This window comes from Paraburkholderia ginsengisoli NBRC 100965 (assembly GCF_000739735.1).
GTDB classification, from domain to species: domain Bacteria; phylum Pseudomonadota; class Gammaproteobacteria; order Burkholderiales; family Burkholderiaceae; genus Paraburkholderia; species Paraburkholderia ginsengisoli.
This window is the reverse complement of the sequence record NZ_BBJF01000004.1, coordinates 584,039-604,101: the sequence shown is the minus strand read 5'-3', so window position 1 is coordinate 604,101 and position 20,063 is coordinate 584,039. Positions and strand designations below refer to the sequence as shown.

General features: G+C 64.4%; 19 protein-coding genes. 11 read left to right on the top strand and 8 right to left on the bottom strand.

Annotated elements, in window-relative coordinates; translation table 11 throughout:
* Positions 1-10: 10 nt before the first annotated feature.
* Together BGI01S_RS06780 and tam are read right to left on the bottom strand one after the other, a co-directional pair.
* Positions 11-376 (bottom strand): hypothetical protein, encoded by a 366-nt coding sequence (locus BGI01S_RS06780; RefSeq protein ID WP_042323534.1) that lies wholly within the window; start codon positions 374-376, stop codon positions 11-13.
* A 199-nt stretch (positions 377-575) separates the two neighbouring features.
* The gene (tam, locus tag BGI01S_RS06775) at positions 576-1,352 is read right to left on the bottom strand and encodes a trans-aconitate 2-methyltransferase (RefSeq protein ID WP_042323532.1); all 777 of its coding nucleotides are present in this window, start codon (positions 1,350-1,352) and stop codon (positions 576-578) included.
* Positions 1,353-1,523: 171 nt separating this feature from the next.
* On the opposite strand from tam, the gene BGI01S_RS06770 reads away from it, so the two are divergent.
* From BGI01S_RS06770 to BGI01S_RS06760, 3 genes are all read left to right on the top strand, one after another.
* Positions 1,524-2,420, top strand: coding sequence for a LysR family transcriptional regulator (locus BGI01S_RS06770; protein ID WP_042323530.1), 897 nt, complete (start codon positions 1,524-1,526; stop codon positions 2,418-2,420).
* 141 nt (positions 2,421-2,561) lie between these two features.
* Complete coding sequence (locus BGI01S_RS06765; protein WP_042323529.1) at positions 2,562-3,185, top strand: glutathione S-transferase family protein; 624 nt, start codon at positions 2,562-2,564, stop codon at positions 3,183-3,185.
* Between the two features lie 185 nt (positions 3,186-3,370).
* Positions 3,371-3,715 carry a hypothetical protein gene (locus BGI01S_RS06760; protein ID WP_042324473.1) on the top strand — a complete coding sequence of 115 codons (345 nt, stop codon included), beginning with the start codon at positions 3,371-3,373 and terminating at the stop codon, positions 3,713-3,715.
* Between the two features lie 171 nt (positions 3,716-3,886).
* Here the strand turns inward: BGI01S_RS06760 and fabV are convergent, their stop codons facing one another.
* Positions 3,887-5,083 carry an enoyl-ACP reductase FabV gene (fabV, locus tag BGI01S_RS06755; protein WP_042324471.1) on the bottom strand — a complete coding sequence of 399 codons (1,197 nt, stop codon included), beginning with the start codon at positions 5,081-5,083 and terminating at the stop codon, positions 3,887-3,889.
* Positions 5,084-5,244: 161 nt separating this feature from the next.
* On the opposite strand from fabV, the gene BGI01S_RS06750 reads away from it, so the two are divergent.
* Together BGI01S_RS06750 and BGI01S_RS06745 are read left to right on the top strand one after the other, a co-directional pair.
* Positions 5,245-7,761, top strand: coding sequence for a penicillin-binding protein 1A (locus BGI01S_RS06750; RefSeq protein ID WP_042323527.1), 2,517 nt, complete (start codon positions 5,245-5,247; stop codon positions 7,759-7,761).
* A 295-nt stretch (positions 7,762-8,056) separates the two neighbouring features.
* Positions 8,057-8,404 (top strand): hypothetical protein, encoded by a 348-nt coding sequence (locus BGI01S_RS06745; protein ID WP_042324469.1) that lies wholly within the window; start codon positions 8,057-8,059, stop codon positions 8,402-8,404.
* Positions 8,405-8,436: 32 nt separating this feature from the next.
* On the opposite strand, the gene BGI01S_RS06740 is transcribed toward BGI01S_RS06745, so the two are convergent.
* Both BGI01S_RS06740 and BGI01S_RS06735 read right to left on the bottom strand, forming a co-directional pair.
* Entirely contained in the window at positions 8,437-9,366 is a 930-nt protein-coding gene (locus BGI01S_RS06740) for a phosphatidate cytidylyltransferase (RefSeq protein ID WP_042323524.1), read from the bottom strand.
* Positions 9,367-9,472: 106 nt separating this feature from the next.
* On the bottom strand, positions 9,473-10,102 hold the full coding sequence (locus tag BGI01S_RS06735; RefSeq protein WP_042323522.1) for a lysophospholipid acyltransferase family protein: 630 nt from the start codon (positions 10,100-10,102) through the stop codon (positions 9,473-9,475).
* A 266-nt stretch (positions 10,103-10,368) separates the two neighbouring features.
* Here BGI01S_RS06735 and BGI01S_RS06730 point away from each other — a divergent pair, with 266 nt between their 5' ends.
* Positions 10,369-10,971 carry a CDP-alcohol phosphatidyltransferase family protein gene (locus BGI01S_RS06730; RefSeq protein ID WP_042323520.1) on the top strand — a complete coding sequence of 201 codons (603 nt, stop codon included), beginning with the start codon at positions 10,369-10,371 and terminating at the stop codon, positions 10,969-10,971.
* A 113-nt stretch (positions 10,972-11,084) separates the two neighbouring features.
* On the opposite strand, the gene BGI01S_RS06725 is transcribed toward BGI01S_RS06730, so the two are convergent.
* Together BGI01S_RS06725 and BGI01S_RS06720 are read right to left on the bottom strand one after the other, a co-directional pair.
* Entirely contained in the window at positions 11,085-11,522 is a 438-nt protein-coding gene (locus tag BGI01S_RS06725) for a cupin domain-containing protein (RefSeq protein ID WP_042323515.1), read from the bottom strand.
* Between the two features lie 4 nt (positions 11,523-11,526).
* Positions 11,527-12,210: an FMN-dependent NADH-azoreductase gene (locus BGI01S_RS06720; RefSeq protein WP_042323512.1), complete on the bottom strand. Its 684-nt coding sequence runs from the start codon at positions 12,208-12,210 to the stop codon at positions 11,527-11,529.
* Positions 12,211-12,425: 215 nt separating this feature from the next.
* On the opposite strand from BGI01S_RS06720, the gene BGI01S_RS06715 reads away from it, so the two are divergent.
* The 4 genes from BGI01S_RS06715 (at position 12,426) to BGI01S_RS06700 (ending at position 17,423) form a co-directional block, all read left to right on the top strand.
* Positions 12,426-12,863 carry a MarR family winged helix-turn-helix transcriptional regulator gene (locus BGI01S_RS06715; protein ID WP_042323510.1) on the top strand — a complete coding sequence of 146 codons (438 nt, stop codon included), beginning with the start codon at positions 12,426-12,428 and terminating at the stop codon, positions 12,861-12,863.
* A gap of 89 nt (positions 12,864-12,952) precedes the next feature.
* The gene (locus BGI01S_RS06710) at positions 12,953-14,485 is read left to right on the top strand and encodes an efflux transporter outer membrane subunit (protein ID WP_042323507.1); all 1,533 of its coding nucleotides are present in this window, start codon (positions 12,953-12,955) and stop codon (positions 14,483-14,485) included.
* Between the two features lie 50 nt (positions 14,486-14,535).
* On the top strand, positions 14,536-15,780 hold the full coding sequence (locus tag BGI01S_RS06705) for an HlyD family efflux transporter periplasmic adaptor subunit (protein ID WP_042323506.1): 1,245 nt from the start codon (positions 14,536-14,538) through the stop codon (positions 15,778-15,780).
* A gap of 80 nt (positions 15,781-15,860) precedes the next feature.
* Positions 15,861-17,423, top strand: a complete 1,563-nt coding sequence (locus tag BGI01S_RS06700; RefSeq protein WP_042323503.1) for a DHA2 family efflux MFS transporter permease subunit — start codon at positions 15,861-15,863, stop codon at positions 17,421-17,423.
* Positions 17,424-17,560: 137 nt separating this feature from the next.
* On the opposite strand, the gene BGI01S_RS06695 is transcribed toward BGI01S_RS06700, so the two are convergent.
* Complete coding sequence (locus BGI01S_RS06695; RefSeq protein ID WP_255219703.1) at positions 17,561-18,844, bottom strand: DNA-binding protein; 1,284 nt, start codon at positions 18,842-18,844, stop codon at positions 17,561-17,563.
* On the opposite strand from BGI01S_RS06695, the gene BGI01S_RS06690 reads away from it, so the two are divergent.
* The gene (locus BGI01S_RS06690; protein ID WP_042323500.1) at positions 18,787-20,007 is read left to right on the top strand and encodes a tyrosine-type recombinase/integrase; all 1,221 of its coding nucleotides are present in this window, start codon (positions 18,787-18,789) and stop codon (positions 20,005-20,007) included. The genes BGI01S_RS06695 and BGI01S_RS06690 overlap by 58 nt on opposite strands.
* Positions 20,008-20,063: the final 56 nt, after the last annotated feature.

Sequence of the window (20,063 nt, the reverse complement as noted above, 5' to 3'; positions counted from 1 at the left end):
TCGCGGGAACTCAATCCGCGAGCCGACGATCGGCCAGCGCATTCTGGCAATCCGCCAGCACCTGCCTGACCAGTCTCGCTTGCGGATCGAGTTCGTCCGTATCGAGAATTTCCTCGACGGCGTCGCGCGCCCAGTCGGTATCGACGAAACGCGCGTGCCGTTGCGCGATTTCCAGCGCCGTAGCAGACAGCTTCGCAATGCTCAACCAGTCGGCCTCGCGGGCGCGGCGGTCGAGCCACTTATGCGCGGACTGCACGTGAAACGCGGCGTCGGGCCAGTCTTCGTTCAGGTAGTAGGCGCCAAGGCTCCCGCATGTGAGCCAGCACAACAACTCCAAACGGTCACGTGGACTCAGATGATGGCGTACATCACTCATGGCGACGCTCGCTGCTGTAGATTGCTTCCGGTGAGGTCGACGGGCCGCCGTCCTCCGCTTTCAGCAAACAATATCACGCAGAATTCAAGCTGGGCAATGCCTGACGTACTTTGGCGCGTGCGCGGCCCCACACGCGTCGCGGCGGCCGTGCATTGGGCCGCGCAACGGTGCGCGCATTGTTCCGATAAAGCGCGCGCGGCTAGCGCGTGGCAACGATGAAAAGCCGCGGAAACGGCAGTAGGACCGAGCCGTCGGCGAGCGTCGGATATGCGTTCGCGATGTCTTGCTGGTAGCGCTGCAGGAAGGCTCGCTGCCCGGCATCGTCGAGTCTGGCGAGGAACGGCCGCAGCGAACTGCCCTTGAACCACTCCACCACCGCGGCGGCTCCGCCCGCGAGCGGGTGATGGTAGACCGTGCGCCAGACGTCGACCCGCGCGCACAGCGGCTTGAGCAAACGGTAATACCAGTCGGCGCTAAAGCGCTCGGTCCGCTCGGCGCCCTTTAACTTCTGCGCCCAGGGGCCATGCGCCGCGACCTCGCGCAGCAGACGGTGCGCGGGTTCGTCCAGATTGTCGGGCATCTGCACGGCGAGGCTGCCGCCTGCCGCGAGCTTTTGGACAAGCGCGGGAAGCAGCCGGTCGTGGTCCGGCACCCATTGCAGCACCGCGTTCGCGAGGATCAGATCGTATGGTCCGGAGGCGTCCCACGTCGAAATGTCGCTCACGTCGAACTGGAATTGCGGCAGCCGCTGACGGGCCGCCGCGATCATGTCGGCGGAACTGTCGAGACCGTGGATCGCCGCGCCCGGCGCGTGCGCCGCAAGCGTTTCGGTGGAGTTGCCGGGTCCGCAGCCGAGATCCACCGCGCTGCGCACGTCGGTCGCGGGCACCGCCGCCAGCAGATCCCTGACCGGGCGCGTGCGCTCGTTTTCGAACAGCATGTACTGCTTCGCCTGCCAATCCGTCGTTGCTGTCATCTGATGCTCCTTATGTGGGGTCGTGCCGGGTCGCCGGATACGCACAGACGTGTCCGCCTGTCCGCGTGTTCGCGTTTGCGACGTCTGCGAAACCGAGGCAATACGCTCATTTTCTGCGGCGCCGACGGCAGAGTAAAATGAATTTATCATTCCGATTCCTGCATTTTTCTAATGAAAATCGACACGCTCGGCGTCCAGGCCTTCGTCGCGATTGCGGATCGCGGCAGCTTCCAGAGTGCGGCCGATTCGCTGCACGTCACGCAAACGGCGATCACGCAACGGCTGCGCAAGCTCGAAACGTTTCTCGGCGTCACGCTGATCGAGCGGACCACCCGTTCGATGGCGCTCACCGAAATCGGCCGCAGCTTCCTGCCGCAAGCGCGGCGTCTGCTGGGTGAACTCGCCGACGCGCTGGTCGAAATCTGCGAAACGGGGGTGGCCCGGCGCGGCGACGTGTCGATAGCCTGTGTGCCGACGGTCGGCGTGCAGTACTTGCCGCGCATTCTGCAGGCGTATACGGCGCGTTACCCGCACAACCGCATCAAGATTCTCGATCACGCGTCGTCGGCTGTGGAGGAGGCGGTGTTGCGCCGCGAGGTCGAGTTCGGCATCAATATCGCGCGCGACGCTCATCCGGATCTCGCCAGCGTGCCGTTGACCGAAGACCGTTACGTGCTGATCTGTCACGAGGATCATCCGCTCGCGAAGCGGCGGCGCATCGCGTGGCGGCAACTTCAGGCCTATCCGCTGATCTTTGCCGGGGAGGTTAGCGGCAATCGCGCGCTGCTCGATGGCGCGCTGGAAACCAGTGGGCTGGCGCTGCGCTCGTTCTACGAAGTGCAGCGCAGCTCGACAGCGGTGGGACTGGTCGCGCAAGGGGTCGGCGCGGCTGTCGTGCCGGCGCTCGCGATTCAGAAGGGCGCGTATCCGACGGTTTGTACCGTCGAGCTGACGCAGCCGGTGGTGTCGCGCACGCTCGTGCTCGTCGCGCGAAAAACCGCGCAACTGTCGCCGGCGGCGCAGGCGCTGTACGACATGATCCGCGAGCAGGCGACGCTGAAAGGGTGAGGGCGAGACTGGCCCGATCTCACGAGCGCATGGATTTTTACGCGCGCCGATGGCACATTGCACGCTGACGCCGCGCAACCCGCACGTTGCCGCCTTTTCATCCGGTCACACCTCCGCGGCGACATGACGACACGACGACCTATGCTGCAGATCCTCGGCAAGACCTCATCGATCAACGTCCGCAAAGTGCTGTGGACCTGTGCGGAACTCGGGCTGTCCTTCGAGCAGGAGGACTGGGGTTCGGGATTTCGCTCGACGGATGCCGCGGAATTTCGTGCGCTCAATCCGAACGCGATGGTCCCTGTGATTCGCGACGGCGACTTCGTGCTGTGGGAGTCCAACTCGATCATCCGTTATCTGGCCGGCCGGTATCGCGGCGAGTGGCTCTACCCGGCCGATCCGCACGAACGCGCGCGCTGCGATCAATGGATCGACTGGCAGGCGAGCGAGTTGAATCGGTCGTGGAGCTATGCGTTTCTCGCGCTGGCGCGGCACTCGGCGGCGCATCAGGACCGGCGGCAGATCGAGTCGTCGAGCGCGAACTGGACGAAGCACATGGCGATGGTCGAAGGGCAACTGGAGTGCACTGGGGCGTTCATCGCGGGGCAGGCGTTCTCGCTCGCGGACATCCCGATCGCGTTGTCGGTCAACCGCTGGCTCGACACGCCGCTGCAACACGCGGATTTTCCGGCGGTCGCCGGGTACATGGCGGGGCTGGCCGGACGCGAAGGCTATCGCGACTACTGCCGCAACGGCACGCCGTAGGCAGGCTCGCGATGAGGCACGCGGGGGGCGCGGATCACGCGGACGCAACAGGCGAACGCAACCCGCGCCGCTTACAGAAACCCGTGGCGACAGCTTACGAATTCCCACCTGCGCGACGCTTCTGCGCACCAGGTCCCGAGTCCCCTACAATGGCCGCCTTTGCGACACAGATTGAAGGTTCGACGATGCGGTTTTCGACATTCGCGCTGGCTTTGCTGACAGCCTTTTTCGCCTTGAACGCCCATGCCGAGATGACGGCGGCGCAATACAAGAAGTGGGCGCATGCGGATAACAACTCGGTCTTCGCCGCGTACATCACCGGTACGATCAACGCGTATGGCTGGGCGAACGGCGATCTGGTCGCCAGGAAGCGGCCACAGCTGTTCTGTCCGCCGCAAACGCTGGCCATTGGCAATCAGACCGTTTATCCGCTGCTCGACGCGTTCTTCGCGAACCATCCGGGCATCTCCGACGATTTCCCGATAGGGCTGGCGATTCTCCGTTCGCTGCAAGGGGCGTTTCCCTGCTGACAGGGAGGCAGGCCGCTGTGGCGCTGCACGAGCTGCACGAGCTGCCACAGCGCGGCTTCGGCTGCTTCGAACGTCATCGCACGTCAGCCCTTGCGAGGCCGGCGGTTCATCGCATCGACCGGCCAATTAAAACCACGAACCCGCATCGCGCGAGTCCGCCGCCATCTCACATCAAACCTGCACGAGCTTCGGAATCTGCACGTCCGGATTGACGTCCGCGTCGTAATCCACGCCCGCGATCTCGAAGCCGAACAGTCTCAGGAAATCGGTCTTGTAGCCGCTGAAGTCGGTCAGTTCGTAGATGTTCTCGTTGGTCACCTGGCCCCACAGCGCCTGCACGCGCTCCTGGACTTCGGGGGCGAGCTCCTTGTAGTCGGCACGCAGACGGCCTTCGTCGTCGATATACGGCGCGGCGCCGTACAAGCTGTCCTTGTACAGGCCGTACACCTGCTCAATGCAGCCTTCGTGCGTGCCTTGCTCCTTCATGACCTTGAAGAGCAGCGACAGATAGAGCGGCATCATCGGAATCGCGGAGCTGGCCTGCGTAACGACCGCCTTCAGCACCGACACGCGCGCGTCGCCGCCCTTGGCCGCGAGCTTCTCGCGAATGCCCAGCACCTTCTGGTCGAGGTCCTTCTTGGCCGCGCCGATCGAACCGTTCCAGTAGATGTCGTGCGTGATCTTCTCGCCGAGATAGGTGAACGCGGTGGTCTTCGCGCCGTCCGCGAGCACACCCGCGTCGAGCAGCGCGTCGATCCACATCTGCCAGTCTTCGCCGCCCATCACCGCGACCGTGTGATCGATCTCGGTCTGCGTCGCCGGCTCGAGCACCGTTTCCTTGATCACTTCCTTGTCCGTGTCGATGCCGCGCAGATTCACGGACTTGCCGACCGGCTTGAGCGTCGAGCTGAACACTTCGCCGCTCTTCGGATGCGTGCGCTTGGGCGCCGCGAGGCTGTAGACCACGAGATCGACCTGGCCGAGATCGCGCTTGATGACTTCGATGGTGCGCGCTTTGACTTCATCGGAGAACGCGTCGCCGTTGATGCTGGTCGCGTACAGGCCTTTTTCCGTGGCGAATTTCTCGAACGCGGCGCTGTTGTACCAGCCTGCCGTGCCGGCCTTGGTTTCACTGCCGGCGCGCTCGAAGAACACGCCGAGCGTGTCGGCGCCGCTGCCGAACGCGGCGCTGATGCGCGCGGCGAGGCCGTAGCCGGTGGATGCGCCGATCACGAGCACCTTCTTCGGGCCATTGGCGATGGGACCACGTGCGTTCACGTACTCGATCTGTTCCTTGACGTTGGCCCCGCAGCCGGTCGGATGGGTGGAAACGCAGATAAAGCCACGCACGCGCGGTTTGATGATCATGAAGCACCTCTTGTCGGAATTTGGCGACATTATAGTGGCCCGCGATTATTGCCGGCGCGGCATCCCGGTTTGCGCACTGGTTTGGCCGGCCGCCTTGCAAAAATCCGCCGCCGCCGCGCATCTTGGTAGGATTGCGCCTTTCCCGGCAGACGGTAGCAAGCGTGAAGCGCCTCATCCCCTCGATTCTGGCAGCCCTGGACAAATGGCTGACCTTCATCAACCCGCATATCGCACAGGCGCTGTGGCATCTGCGTCACCCGACCCGCCGCGGGTTGGCGCGGACATGCGCATGGGCGTGCGCCGCGCTGCCGGTGCTGGTGATCCTGTACGCGCTGCTGCTGATTCCGTTCACGCCCGGTATCGGCGACATCCGCAAGGCGAAGATCGAACAGCCGGCGCGGATCCTCTCGGCCGACGGCAAGCTGCTCGCCGAGTTCAAGCCGTCCAACCGCGAGTGGGTCAAGCTCAAGGACATCTCGCCGAACGTGGTGAACGCGCTGATCGCCACCGAGGATCACCGCTTCTATCAACACTTCGGCCTCGACTGGCGGCGCACCGCGTCGGCCGCGCTGCACACGTTTTCGGGCGACCGGCAGGGCGGCTCGACCATCACCCAGCAGCTCGCGCGCAATCTCTATCCAGACGAGATCGGCCGGGCGCCGAACCTGACGCGCAAGCTCAAGGAGGCGATCACGGCCTTCAAGATCGAGGCGCTGTATAGCAAGGACGAGATTCTCGAAACCTATCTGAACACCGTGCCGTTCCTGTACAACGCGTACGGGATCGAGATGGCCGCACGCACCTATTTCGACAAATCCGCGTCCGACCTGAACGTGCTCGAAAGCGCGACGCTCACCGGCATGCTCAAAGGCAACAGCTACTACAACCCGGTGCTGAATCCGGAGCGCGCGCTGGATCGCCGCAACACGGTGCTCGCGCAGATGGTCAAGTACGGCAAGCTGACGCCCGCGGCCTACGAGACGCTCAAACGCCGTCCGCTGCGCATCGACTTCGAACGTCAGACCGAGCCGCCTGGACCCGCGCCGCACTTCGCGCAGCAACTGCGCAAGTGGCTCGTCGCATGGGCCGATCGCAACGACTACAACATTTACTCCGACGGTCTCGTGGTGCGGACCACGATCGATTCGCGCTTGCAGACCATGGCGACCCAGGCCGTCACGCTGCAGGGCAATCAGTTGCAGGGCATCGCGAACTCGGCGTGGGGCGCGCGTGCCGGATGTGCGAAGGGCGGCGATCTGCTGCCGACCTTCCTGCGCGAGACGCCCGAGTTCCGTGCCGCGAAAGACGCGGGCCTCACCGACGACGACGCGCTCAAGCGCGTTGCGTCCGACCGCAGCCTCGTGCAGTCGGTGTGCGACACGAAGACCCGCGTGCAGGCCGACTTCCTCGCGATGGACCCGCGCAACGGCCAGATCAGGGCGTGGGTCGGCAGCCGCGACTTCAGCCAGGACCCGTTCGACCACGTGCAGCAGGCGCGCCGTCAACCGGGCTCGACCTTCAAGCCGTTCGTCTACGCGGCGGCTTTCGAGGGCGGCGCCAAACCGTCCGATACCTTCGTCGACAAGGCCGTCGAAATTCCGCTGGCGGGCGGCGAGATCTGGAAGCCGAGCGACGAGGACGAGCCGAGCGAGCGCGCGATCAGCCTGCGCGACGCGCTGGCGTTTTCGCGCAACCGCATTACCGCGCAGGTGATGGAGACGGTCGGTCCGAACAAGGTCGCGCGGCTCGCGCGCGCAATGGGCGTGCGCGACAGCGAACTCGACCCGGTGCCGTCGCTCGCGCTCGGTACGAGCCCGGTGACATTGAAAGAGATGGTCTCGGCCTACGGCACGATCGCCAACCTCGGCGGTTACGTCGAGCCGGTGATGGTCACGCGGATCGAGGATCGCAACGGCGAGGTGCTGGCCGACTTCGCGCCGGCGCCCGCGAAGCAGGAGCTACCCGCCGATGCCGCCCGCACGCTGGTCGACGTGATGCGCGACGTCGTGAGCCGCGGCACCGGCGCGAGCATTCGCGGGCGCTTCGGCGTGCGCGGCGACGTCGCGGGTAAGACGGGCACGACCCAGGGCAACGCGGACGGCTGGTTCATCCTGATTCATCCGCAACTGGTGGCGGGCGCGTGGGTGGGCTTCAACGACAGCCGTGTCACGTTGCGCAGCGACTACTGGGGGCAGGGGGCGCATAGCGCGCTGCCGATCGTCGGCGACTTCTTCCAGCGCGCGCAGCGCTCAAGACTGGTCGATAGCCGCGTGAAGTTCGATACGGCGCAGGAGCCGGGCTGGTTCGCCGAGCGTACCGGCCGGTTGCGCGAGTGGCTTCAGCAGTTGTTTGCGGCGGCGCCGGTCAAGCCGGAGAAGCCGGTTGCGACGCGTGGGCCGGGGCGGCGGGCGCCAGTGGCGCCGGTTGAGCCCCAGGCAGCAGCGTCGGCGGCGTCCGCCGTGACCGGCGGCGAGGGCGGGGCGCGCGCGTTGCCGCCGCTGCTGCCAGCGCCGGGTTCCGTGCCGGCGCCGGCGAGTGCCGCGGTCGATGGTGAAGCGCGAGGTGGCGGCGCACCGGCTATCGCACCGACGCCCACGCCGGACGACGTGATGCCGCCGGATGCGGGAAGTCAGGGCGGAGAAGGGGCGTCGGCGAACGGCAGCGGCGCGTCGCAATGAGGCTGGGGCGGACGGGTCGCGTGCTCGCGTTTCCCTGCTTCCCGTCACGCGACCGACCATTCGCAATTGCCTCTGCGGCGCATTCGGGCGTCGCATGAAGCTCGGTGATGACGTGCTTGAATTTGAAATAACGCGTCGACGCGCACGTCGATCTTCGACGGATTGTTAAGCGGCACGCAACAGTGTTTTCAGATGACGAGGCTGATCTCCTGCTAGCGATTACGGATAATTGCGCTTTGGTAATCCGCTAGAAAAAAAGTACAGGTCTCACATGGTCACTCATCATTCCGGCGCGATGCGCGAACAGGACGACGCATCCGTCACGCAAACAGACTCGCACGCATCGTTCACGCGCATTCGTGGTTTCATCGCGGCAGCAGTCGCATGCGCGAGCCTGGTCGGCTGCGCATCGGCGACCGACGTCGTCGCCACCGACAAACCCGGCACCTACACAGTCGCAGCGAGCGCAACAGGCGGGCGCATGGCATGGGCGCGCGCGCACGAGCACGCAGTGAGCGAAGCGCGCGACTACTGCGAGCGTCGCGGCATGCAAACCAGCGTCACGATGGAAACCGTCAGCGGGGTGCAGGTGATGTCGGAGCACGCATCGTCAGTCAATTTCGAGTGTCACCCAAAGTTCTAATGCGACGCGGGCTGCGCCGACTGCAACGCTCACTACACGTACAAATAGCGCACCAGGTGGAAAAACACCGGCGCCGCGAAACAGATCGAATCGACGCGATCGAGTGCGCCGCCGTGTCCCGCGATCATCGACCCCCAGTCCTTCGCCCCGAGCGAGCGTTTGACGGCCGACAGCACCAACCCGCCGACAAAACCGGCTAGCACGATCGCAAGCGACATCAGAAACGCCGCGCCGAAACTGAACGGCGTGATCCGGTAGAGCGCGGCGCCCGCCAGCGTGGCGAGCAGTCCGCCGCCGATGAACCCCTCGACCGTTTTGGATGGACTCAGTTGCGGCGCGATCTTGCGCTTGCCGAACAGCTTGCCGACCACGTACTGGAAGACGTCGCTGATCTGCACCACCAGCAGGAAGAAAAACAGCAGCAGCGCGTTTTCGTCCCGATAGCCGGGGATCTCCAGAATCAGCAGCGCCGGCGCGTAACTCAGGCCGTACACGCAGACCATCAGCGCCCAATGGATCTTCGCGCTGCGGCTCAGGAAGTCGCGCGTATCCTGCGTCAACGCGGACACGAGCGACAACGTGATGAACAGATGCACCGGCACGAAGATCGAAAACATCCCGTACCAGTCGACCCATAGCAGCAGGTACTGCACGGGGATCGCAATGAAGAACGCGACGAACAGCGTGGTGTGGTCGCTCGCTGAAGTCGGCGTGAGCGTGATGAATTCGCGCAACGCCAGATACGACACGAACGCGAACACGAGATAGGTCGCCGCCGGTCCGAGACCGATCGCAATCGCCATCACGGCGATCATCCCCCACCATGCGCGAATGCGCTGATTCAGATTGACGATGGTCGCGCTGCGGCCGTCGTCGCGCCACGCGAGAATCGCGCCGATCACCGATGCAATCGCCAGAAAGCCGGTCACGCCGGCAATCAGTTCCCAGAACGCGCTTCTCATAGTGTGTGGTGTCCGTTGGTTCGATATGCGCGTCGGGCGCGCTGTGTTCGTTGGTCCTGGCCGGATGCGGGCGCCGTTCTCCTGACCTGCGCGCGGGCCGGTTCGATCAGGGCTCTTGTCGCGCGGGCGACAACTCGACGACCCGCTCGCGCGCCCGTTCCAGAAAGTCCGCTTTGGTTTCGTCTTCCGCGAGCGTCATCGTGCCGCCGAAATGCACCTTGCAGATCAGCGGCACTGGCCAGATCGCGCCCTTGGGCATGATGCGCTGAAGGTTCTCCAGATAAACCGGGCACAGCTCGATCCCGGGGAACTCGCCGGCGAGTCGATACAGGCCGCTTTTGAACGGCTGCGGCAACGCGTTCGCGCTGCGTGTGCCTTCCGGAAAAATGATGATCGAGTGACCGAGCCGCAACGCTTCGCGCACCGGTTCCAGCGGATCGCCGTCGGCTTCCTTGTTACGGTCGATCAGCACCACGTTGAGCAGTTCGTTGGCGATATGGACTTTGGCTTTGCCGCGCTGCCAGTAGTCGCGTGCCGCAACCGGCCGCACCTGGCCGCGCAATTCGCGCGGCAATGCGGCGAGGATCGCCAGCGTGTCGATGTGGCTGGTGTGATTCGAAAAGTAGATTTTTTGCGTGGCGCTCGGCGCGCCGCGATGCCAGACGGGATAGGCACCCGCCACGAGACGCACCACGCCCAGTAGAAAATCGCGCTGCCATGCGTGCCAGACACTCATTGAATGCGCCTCTCCAAACGATGCGCCGCGACGCGGCTGTGACGTTTAATTGTCAATTTACCTTATTCACCAGCACGAATAACCGATGCCTTTCAGACGCGGATTATGACGATTTTTCGCGAACCGCACCAGATTTGAAATAGCCGTTTCGCTTTTCTTGACGTTTTCGAGTATTTAAATGACGATGACGTTTTTAGAAAGTCCGCGCGAGGGGGTTTTTGACATTTTCGCGCGTGGTTATTCCCTTTATCTCAATTTAAATAGCGATGAGCGTCTACGCACTCAAACCGAAGTTCCAGAACCTGCTGCGCCCGCTGGTGCAGCGGCTGGCGAGCGCGGGCGTGAATGCCAATCAGGTCACGATAACGGCTGCGCTCGGCTCGATTCTGGTCGGCGCGGCAGCGGCGCTCGGCGCGCCGGATTATCGGCTATTCCTGTTGATTCCCGTCTGGCTGTTCCTACGCATGGCATTAAACGCGATCGACGGTATGCTGGCGCGCGAATTCGGGCAAAAGAGCGCATTGGGCGCTTATCTGAACGAATTGGGCGACGTCATATCCGACATTGCGCTCGTTTTACCATTTTTGGCAATTGCCGCATTCAATCCCGCGGATATCTGGGTATTCGCGCTGGTCGCAGTGATTGTCGAATGTGCGGGACTGATCGGGTCGCTCGCGGGCGCGACTCGCCGCTATGACGGACCGCTCGGCAAGAGCGATCGCGCGGTGGCGGTCGGGGCGTTCGGCTTGTGGACCGGGTTGGGCTTGCCGCTAGCGTCGTGGGCAGATTGGCTGTGGCGCGCGCTGGTGTTGCTGTCGGTTGTCACGATCTGCAAGCGTGTCGGCAACGGCGTCGCGCAGACGCGGTGAAGCAGGGCGCTACAAGTAACCGCCGCGCCATGCGAATGCATGGCGCGGCAGCCGGGACATAAAACGTCGGCGGCGCTTCACGCACGCCTTCGGCTTTGCCGGGGATCGCCCGGTCACTTCTTATCGAACGTGACGAGGTTTTTGTCCTTCGTGTCCGCCACGAAAATAGCGAGCAGCTTCGCGGGCTCGGTGGCGCTCGCGTTTTCGCTGACCGTGTGATGCGCGCCGGGCTTCTCGGTCCAGTATTCGCCCGCATGGTAGACACGCTCCTCGCCATCGTTGACGCGGCTGCGGATCGCACCCGACAGCACGTAGCCCACCACGAACGCCTGGCCATGCCGATGAGACGGCGACTTGCCGCCCGGCGCATAGTCGACCACCAGTGCGGTCATCGTCTTGCCGGGTACGTTGGCGATCGCTTCGGCAAACGCCGGCGTGATCGTTTCGTGCCCGCCGGTGGCATTCGCACCGGCGGCGAACGTCGACTGGGACACGCCGAAGAAAGCCAAACCGGCGAGCGTCGTTGCTGCAATCAATGTGCGCATGTTCATGTCGTTACTCCTCGCCAACCGTCATGGCTTCTCTGCTGTTCGTATCCGAAGCCGCGAACGACTCCGCCCAATTTGCCGCCACCTCGGCCAATTCCGACCGTGCCCGTTCGAGCGCGTCGGCGCGCACTTCGGGGTTCGCGAACTGCAACGGCTGTGCATCGACGAAAGTCGGATCGGCCACGCCGAGAAATCCGAATGACGCTTTCAGCGCCGGCGTGAGCGTATCCATCGACTCATACGGCGAGCCCGCACGCAAATCCGCGCCACGGCTCGTGATGAACAGCACCTTTTGGCGCCCGAGTTGCCCGACGGCGCGGCCGTCGTCGCCGTGCGTGTAGGTCACGCCGGTACGCGTGACGCTGTCGATGAACGCCTTGAACGCGGACGGCATCGACCAGTTGTACATCGGCATCGCGAACACGAACGCGTCGGCGGCGAGCAGCCGCTCGCACAACGCATCCGACGACGCCAGCGTCGCCTTCATCGCCGCCGTGCGCTCGTGCGCGGGCGTGTAGGTGGCAATCGCGAAAGCCTCGGTGACGTGCGGCGGGGTGTCCACGGTGACGTCGAGGTAATCGACGTCGACATCCACACGCTCTTCGCGCAGGCGTTCCAGAAAATAGCGGCTCAACGCGCGGGAGTTGGAGCGCTCGCGCTTCGCGCTGGCATCGACGTGCATGATCTTCATGATTTTCGTCCTTCCGGTAGTGATTCGACCTGAACGCAGATTAACGGTTGGACTGGCTTGATGAAATGACCGGTTTTGCCTAATTCGAGGTAACCAGTTTAGTTCGCCCAAGGGCCGCGAAATAGCGCGCGCGCTGAAACACTGAAGTGCCGCAATCAACTTTGACACTATCTGACTTTGCAGATAAAGTGCCGCTCATCAACCGGAGGAACCCAATGAACCACTACACGCCGGACAGTTTCAGCATGACGCAAAGCGTGGGCTTCTCGATCACCAAAGCGCGCAACGTGCTCGTGACCGAGATGGACGCGGCGCTCAAGGAGCTCGACATCACCAGCCAGCAAATGGGCGTTCTGCTGTCCATGCGGCAGGGCATCGCCACCACGCCATTCGAATTGTCGAAGCTCCTCGGCATCGATACGGGCCTGATGACACGCATGCTCGACAAGCTGGAAACGAAGGGTTTGCTCGCGCGTTCACGCAGCGTCGAAGATCGTCGCGTCGTCAACCTGAAGCTGACGAAAGAGGGCGAAGCGGTCGCCGCGCAGCTTCCGGCTATCGCGCCGGTGGTGCTGAACCGGCGTCTGAAAAAATTCACGAAAGCGGAATTCGAAGAATTGCGCCGGTTGCTGAACAAGTTTCTCGCGGACTAGGCGCCAGCGCGACGAACGCGCAACAAGCCGGATAGCGTCGTGGCGTGCCGCGGCGATTTTTTTACCCCAATTATCTGACAGGTCAGACAATGCAATCACAGTTAATTAGCAAGGCCGCCGGATCGCGAGTCGCGAGGGCCGGTGTAACGGTGATCTTCGCAGCCGTGCTGTCGGCTTGCGCGAATTACGCTGGCATTTCGAGCGACAGGCAGATGGCGCAGCCGCAGACCTACGCGACCGAACAGAGCATTGCGCCCGACCACGGCCATTGGCCCGCAGCCGATTGGGCCGACCAGTTCGGCGACGCGCAACTGAAGGCCTTGATCGCCGAAGCGCTGAGCGGCAATCCGTCGATCGAGCGGGCCCGCGCCCGGGTGGCCGCGGCGGCGGCGTACAGCGACACCGCGAAGGCCGCGACGATGCCGCAAGTCGGCGCGACGTATTCGTTCACGCGACAACAGTATTCGAGCACCGCGCTCGTGCCGCCGCCGTACGCCGGTTCATGGCAATCGGAAAACAAGGGGCTGCTGTCCGCTTCCTACGATCTCGACCTGTGGGGCAAGAACCGCGAAGCGCTGAAGGCCTCGCTGTCGCAACTGCAGGCGAGCCGGGCCGACGCGGAGGTCGTCAGGCTGTCTCTCACGTCTGCGATGGTGCGCGCGTATAACCAGCTCGCGCGGCTCTACGCGTTGCGCGATATCGCGCAGCAGGAGATCGCGCAACGCGAGCAGATCGACCGCATCACCGCGGGACGCATCGCCAGCGGTCTCGACACTCAGGTGGAACGCAGAACCGCGCAGGCCAACCTCGCCACCAGCCGCGCGACGCTCGCCGGCATCGACGGCAGCATTGTCACGACCCGCTATCAGTTGGCGGCGCTGCTCGGCGCCGGGCCGGACCGCGGGCTCGCAATTGCGCGGCCGATGCTCGGCGTCGGCGACGAAGTGCGCCTGCCGGACAATCTGCCCGCCGATCTGGTGAGCCGCCGCCCCGATCTGGTCGCCGCGAAGTGGCGGGTGGACGCGCTCACGCACGACGTGAAAGAAGCCAAGGCCGAGTTCTATCCGGACATCAACCTGAGCGCGTCGATCGGCCTCGACGCCTTCGGCTTCGGGCGCTTTCTGACCGCGGCGAGCCGCACCGCGTCGGCCGGTTCGGCGATCCATCTGCCGATCTTCGACGGCGGCCAGTTGCGCGCGCAATTGAAGGGGCGTTACGCCGATTTCGATTACGCGGTCGCCACTTATAACCAGACGCTCGTCACCGCGCTGTCCGAAGTCGCGACGCAACTCGCGCAAATCCGAGCGACCGATCAGCAGCTTGCCGACGCACAGGCCGCGCAGGACGCCGCCCACAGCGCCGACCAGTTGGCGCTCACGCAGTACAAGGCCGGCCTCGCGAATCAGTTGACGGTGCTGAACACCGACACCACCGCGCTCGCCGCCGATCAGCAGGTCGCGAATCTCAGGATGAACCGGCGCGATCAGCAGATCGCGCTGGCGGTAGCGCTCGGCGGCGGATATGTCGACGGTCCCGACGCCCGTGCTGCGGACGACGGCGGCAAAGCGGCCGCGCCGGCCGCTTTGGCGGCAAGCACTCAACCCGTCGTCGCCGCGCGCTGAAACGCGCTCGCGACACCTTCACGTCTTTGACGTCTGTCAGGAGCCTCATCATGAGCGAAACGATCAACACCGTGCGCGCGGCTGCGAAAGCGGACCCGGTCCCCGAAACCCAGCCGCTCGCCACGAAGCGCAAGCAGCTGCTCACGCTGCTTGCCGCGACCGTCGTGGCGGCCGGCGCGGCTTACGGCGCGTACTACTACACGTTCGGCCAATATCACCAGTCGACCGACGACGCCTATGTCAGCGGCAACCTCGTGCAATTGACGCCGCAAGTGAGCGGCACGGTGATCGCCGTCAACGCCGACGACACGCAAATCGTCAAGCAGGGCGCGCCGCTCGTCACGCTCGACAACGCCGACGCGAAAATCGCGCTGGCCGATGCGGAAGCCACACTCGGCCAGACCGTGCGCCAGGTCAGCGGCCTGTACGTGAACAACGATTTCTACGCGGCGACCATCGCACAGCGCCAGTCCGACCTGGCGCGCGCGAACGACGACCTGAAGCGCCGTCAGACGGTGGCGGAAACGGGCGCGGTGTCCGGCGAGGACATCGCGCACGCCCGCGACGCGGTCAGCTCCGCGCAGGCCGCGCTCGACGCCGCGCGCCAGCAGGCCGAGGCCAATCATGCGCTGACCGACCGTACGTCGATCGAAGCGCATCCGAACGTGCAGGCCGCCGCGACGAAAGTGCGCGACGCCTATCTGAACTACGCGCGCAACACGTTGCCCGCGCCGGTGACCGGCTATGTCGCGCGGCGCTCGGTGCAGGTCGGTCAGCGCGTCGCGCCGGGCTCGCCGCTGATGGCGATCGTGCCGCTCGACGGCGTGTGGGTCGATGCGAACTTCAAGGAAAGCCAGCTCCGGCAGATGCGTATCGGTCAGCCGGTCACGCTCACCGCCGACGTGTACGGCTCGGGCGTCAAGTATCACGGCAGGGTAGTGGGCTTTTCGGCGGGAACGGGCGCCGCGTTCGCGGTGTTGCCCGCGCAGAACGCCACCGGCAACTGGATCAAGGTCGTGCAGCGGCTGCCCGCGCGAATCCAGCTCGATCAACGCGAACTGGACGCACATCCGCTACGCATCGGCCTGTCGATGCAGGTCGACGTCGACACGCGCGAGCAGTCGGGCGCGCAACTGGGCGCGGCGGTCGGCACCTCGTATCGCACGGATGTGTTCGCGCAGTACGGCACGCAAGCGGATGCCGAAATCGCGCGGATCATCGCGCAGAACATGCCGGCGAAGCGCGCGATCGCGGCGAGCACGGCGCCAAGGAAACCGGCGCGCAACGCGGGCTGAAGCGGCAGACGCGTGCGTCGTTTTTTTCACCCAATTAACTGATAAGTCAGATAGTTTGACCTTCCCCGACAGGTGACGAGATGAATGAATCGAGCAACATGGCGACGCTTGCGCCATTGACGGGCGGCAAGCTCGTGCTGGCGACGCTGGCCGTGGCGCTGGCCACGTTTATGAACGTGCTGGATTCGTCGATCGCGAACGTCGCGATTCCGACGATCGCCGGCAACCTGGGCGTGTCGGTGGACGAGGGCACCTGGGTCATCACGCTGTTCGCGGCGGCCAATGCGATCGCGATTCCGTTGACCGGCTGGCTCACGCAGCGGGTCGGGCAGATCAAGCTGTTCGTGTGGGCGATCCTGCTGTTCGTGCTGTCGTCGTGGCTGTGCGGCATCGCGCCGAATCTGCCGGTGCTGCTCGCCGCGCGGATTTTGCAGGGCGCGGTGGCGGGCCCGCTGATACCGCTGTCGCAAGCGATTCTGCTCGGTTCGTATCCGAAGGAAAAAAGCTCGCACGCGCTCGCGCTGTGGGCGATGACCGCGACCGTCGGGCCGATCGCCGGCCCCGCGCTCGGCGGCTGGATCACCGACAGCTACTCGTGGTCGTGGATCTTCTACATCAACATCCCGGTGGGCCTGTTCGCCGCCGCCGTGACGTGGGCGATCTATCGCACGCGCGAAACGCCGACGCGGCGTTTGCCGATCGACAAAGTCGGGCTGATCTCGCTGATCGCGTGGGTCGGTTCGCTGCAGATCATGCTCGACAAGGGCAAGGACCTCGACTGGTTCAACTCGCCGGTGATCGTCGCGCTGACCGTGTTCGCGGCGGTCAGTTTCGTGTTCTTCGTGATCTGGGAGTTGACCGAAAAGAATCCGATCGTCGATCTGAAATTGTTCGGAAAACGAAATTTTCTCGGTGGCACGATCGCGATTTCAGTAGCGTATGCGGTGTTTTTCTCGAACCTCGTGCTGCTGCCGCAATGGATGCAGGGCTACCTGAACTACCGCTCGGTCGATGCCGGTCTCGCGACCGCGCCGCTCGGCATCTTCGCGGTGATCCTCGCACCGGTGATCGCGAAGCTTCTGCCGAAGTCGGACCCGAGAGTGTTGGCGACGCTGGCGTTCGTCGGCTTCGCGGGGGTGTTCTTCATGCGCTCGCACTACACGACCGGCGTGGATACGTGGACGCTCGTTTTGCCGACCTTGTTGCAGGGGATTCCGACCGCGTTCTTCTTTGTGCCGCTTACCGCGATCATTCTGTCCGGCCTTCCGGCGGACAGGATTCCGGCGGCGGCGGGACTGTCGAATTTCGTGCGGGTGTTTGCCGGCGCGGTGGGGACGTCGCTGGCGTCGACCGGCTGGAACGACCGGACGATCCTGCATCACGCGCGGCTCGCCGAGCAGACGGGCGTCGACAATCCTGTTTTCCGATCCGCGCTCGATGCGCTGCACGATTCGCTCGGCGGCAGCCCAGCTCAGGCGCTGGCGTACTTCGAGCACTCGCTGAACACGCAGGCGGCGATGCTCGGCCTGAACGATATTTTCTGGCTGTCGGCGGTGATCTTCGTGCTGATCATTCCGTTGATCTGGGTGACGAAGCCCGATCACGCCAGCGCGGCGGCGGCAGCGGGAGCGGGCGGGCATTGAGCGCGGAGGCGGGCGCGGGCGCTTTGAAATGGGCGCCCGGTGAGAGGCGCATGGTGTGCGCCTTTGAAGCGCAGTTGCGGCAGCAGGCACAACTGGGCCGCTTCGCTTTTCATTTCTCCAGGTTGCGACTGGTGAATTTACCGCTTGGGCGTCGCCGCGCGCTTGACGAAGGAGCCGCCCGAAAAATCGACCGGCGCCCGATTCGGCGCTTCAGCCTTCGCGCGGGAGCGGCGAACTGGGCGAGCGCTTGCCGGCTCGCTGCGCGCCGTTTCCAGGCGCCGCGACATGGTTTCGAGGCGCTGGCGAAGCTGGTCCGTCGACGCAATCCGCTCGGCAAGCAATGCGTCTTTCTCCGACAACTGCGCGCCCAGCACCGCGCACCGTGCGGTCGACGCAGACAGCTCGGCCTTCGCGGTGGCGAGTCCATCGCGCAACGCGTCGCGCTCCGAGCGGTGCTCCGTCTCCAGCGCCGCGATCCGGTCATTGGCGGTCTGCAATTCCTTGCGCACGCGGCTCGCGACCGCTCGCTCGCTCTCGATTTCTAGCAGCGCCCGTTTTTCGGCCGCCGCGAGCCGTTGTTCGTTCTGCTCGTGCGCGCGACGCAGCTTGGCCAGTTCCTCGGCGAAATCGCGTCGCGCGTCGGCCAGTGCCGTGGCGCCTGCGGCAAGCTCGTTCTTCGACGCCGCCAGCTGTCCGCTCAGCATGTCGTTGGCGGTTTGAAGCTCGACGAGGCGCGCTTCGAGCCCGCCGATCTGCTGGCCAAGCGCGGCGGCGCCGGCGGCAGCCTGTTCGGCTTTCAGCGACGCGTCGTTGCGTTGCGTTTCCATTTCCTGAGCCTGCTGGCGGGCGGCGGCGATTTCCGCCTGCGCGTCCTGCCTGAACACATCCAGCGCGGCGGTCGCCGCGTCGTTCGACAGCCGCCACAGGTTGGCGGCCAGCTCGCCAGCCGCCTTGGCGACGTCAGGCGGCAAATCCGGGCGGCCGACATCGACGCGGGTTTTCTCGCGCACTTCGACCCAGAAGTCGCGCAACGCCTTGGCCGGCGCGCTCATGCTGCCTTTGCGCACCAACTGGTAGAGCCGATTCGCGGTCGGCGTTTCGCCGTAACGGAAGAACATCAGCGCGCAAACCTCACGATACAGCGCTTGCGTGTCGGCGGCGTGTTCGCGGACGGCTTCAATGTCGGTTTCGAGTGTCATGGGCGCGGAAAAGATTGGAAAGGCTTGATGTGTTGATAATACAACGTAAATCTTAAATAAATCTACATTATCAAGCTTCGAACACGACATTAGTACTATAATGTCGTGTTTGGTGTATATTCGCCTGATCCGTCGTTTTTTCCCCGCAATCCGGAGGCCGAACCGTGTCCAATGCCCAAATCGCCACCGTGCAGCCCGTCGAATCGCTCGCCGTGCCGGCAAGTCTCGATGGCCGCGACGGCACCAACCGTGGCGCGATCGAGAATTCGCAGTTGTCGGCCCGCAACGATCTGGACGCCATCCGCGCATGGCTGTCGAACTACGCGGACACCAGGACCACGTTCGACAACTACCGCAAGGAAGCCGAGCGGTTGCTGCTATGGGCCGTCGTGCAACTCGGCAAGCCGTTGTCGTCGCTGACGCATGAAGATCTGCTGGGATTCAAGACGTTTATCGCCGATCCGCAACCGGCCAGCCGCTGGGTGTCGGCCAACGGCGGCAAATATCCGCGCGGCGACGAACGCTGGCGACCGTTCAACGGGCCGCTGTCGCCGGCCAGCCAGCGCCAGGCGCTGATCATTCTGAATGCGATGTTCACGTGGCTGGTCAACGCCGGCTATCTGCGCGGCAATCCGATGGCCTTGTTGCGCCAGCGGGCAAAACGCTCCGCGCCACGCGTGACCCGCTATCTGTCGACCTCGCTGTGGGACGACGTGAAGCTATTCGTCGAGCAACTGCCGCAGGACAGCGACGCGCAACGCGCGTACTACGCGCGCTGCCGCTGGCTGACCACGCTGTTCTATCTGCAGGGCATGCGGATCTCCGAAGTCGCGGGCGGTCAGATGGGAAGCTTTTTTCGCAGACTCGGCGCGGACGGCAAGGATCAATGGTGGCTGGAGACGCTCGGCAAGGGCGACAAGGAGCGGATCGTTCCCGTTTCAGCCGAACTGATTCAGGAACTGCGGAGCTATCGGACGCGGAATGGTCTCGCGGCCCTGCCCACCCGGTCCGAGGAAACGCCGCTCGTGATTCCGTTCAAGGGCAGAAACCGCTGCCTGTCCCGTTCCGCGATCCACGATGCGATCAAGGGCATTTTCAGCGGCGCTGCGTCGTGGCTGCGCGCGCGAGGCGCGGAGTTCGCCGACCGCGCCGACGAACTCGAACGGGCGTCGGCTCACTGGCTGCGTCACACCGCGGGCTCGCATCAGGCGGATGGCGGCGTCGATTTGCGCACGATCCGCGACAATCTCGGGCACGTGTCGCTGAACACGACGAGTCTTTATCTGCACACGGAAGACGACGCGCGGCACAAGGAGACGGTCAACCGTCACCGGATGAATTGGGACGCGCCCAAAGCGAAAGACGATGTGCCGGGCGATGCCTGAGACCGCGCGAGGATGAATCCTCTCGCCTCCCCCGACAACCCGCCAATCTCGCCCGA

What these genes read in the sequence shown, in the direction of transcription:
- BGI01S_RS06770 (WP_042323530.1), top strand. Translation starts at nt 1,524, where the DNA reads ATGAAAATCGACACGCTCGGCGTCCAGGCCTTCGTCGCGATTGCGGAT.
- BGI01S_RS06730 (WP_042323520.1), top strand. Translation starts at nt 10,369, where the DNA reads ATGAGCGTCTACGCACTCAAACCGAAGTTCCAGAACCTGCTGCGCCCG.
- tam (WP_042323532.1), bottom strand. Translation starts at nt 1,352, where the DNA reads ATGACAGCAACGACGGATTGGCAGGCGAAGCAGTACATGCTGTTCGAA.
- BGI01S_RS06745 (WP_042324469.1), top strand. Translation starts at nt 8,057, where the DNA reads ATGCGCGAACAGGACGACGCATCCGTCACGCAAACAGACTCGCACGCA.
- BGI01S_RS06780 (WP_042323534.1), bottom strand. Translation starts at nt 376, where the DNA reads ATGAGTGATGTACGCCATCATCTGAGTCCACGTGACCGTTTGGAGTTG.
- BGI01S_RS06720 (WP_042323512.1), bottom strand. Translation starts at nt 12,210, where the DNA reads ATGAAGATCATGCACGTCGATGCCAGCGCGAAGCGCGAGCGCTCCAAC.
- fabV (WP_042324471.1), bottom strand. Translation starts at nt 5,083, where the DNA reads ATGATCATCAAACCGCGCGTGCGTGGCTTTATCTGCGTTTCCACCCAT.
- BGI01S_RS06765 (WP_042323529.1), top strand. Translation starts at nt 2,562, where the DNA reads ATGCTGCAGATCCTCGGCAAGACCTCATCGATCAACGTCCGCAAAGTG.
- BGI01S_RS06700 (WP_042323503.1), top strand. Translation starts at nt 15,861, where the DNA reads ATGAATGAATCGAGCAACATGGCGACGCTTGCGCCATTGACGGGCGGC.
- BGI01S_RS06740 (WP_042323524.1), bottom strand. Translation starts at nt 9,366, where the DNA reads ATGAGAAGCGCGTTCTGGGAACTGATTGCCGGCGTGACCGGCTTTCTG.
- BGI01S_RS06725 (WP_042323515.1), bottom strand. Translation starts at nt 11,522, where the DNA reads ATGAACATGCGCACATTGATTGCAGCAACGACGCTCGCCGGTTTGGCT.
- BGI01S_RS06735 (WP_042323522.1), bottom strand. Translation starts at nt 10,102, where the DNA reads ATGAGTGTCTGGCACGCATGGCAGCGCGATTTTCTACTGGGCGTGGTG.
- BGI01S_RS06715 (WP_042323510.1), top strand. Translation starts at nt 12,426, where the DNA reads ATGAACCACTACACGCCGGACAGTTTCAGCATGACGCAAAGCGTGGGC.
- BGI01S_RS06705 (WP_042323506.1), top strand. Translation starts at nt 14,536, where the DNA reads ATGAGCGAAACGATCAACACCGTGCGCGCGGCTGCGAAAGCGGACCCG.
- BGI01S_RS06760 (WP_042324473.1), top strand. Translation starts at nt 3,371, where the DNA reads ATGCGGTTTTCGACATTCGCGCTGGCTTTGCTGACAGCCTTTTTCGCC.
- BGI01S_RS06710 (WP_042323507.1), top strand. Translation starts at nt 12,953, where the DNA reads ATGCAATCACAGTTAATTAGCAAGGCCGCCGGATCGCGAGTCGCGAGG.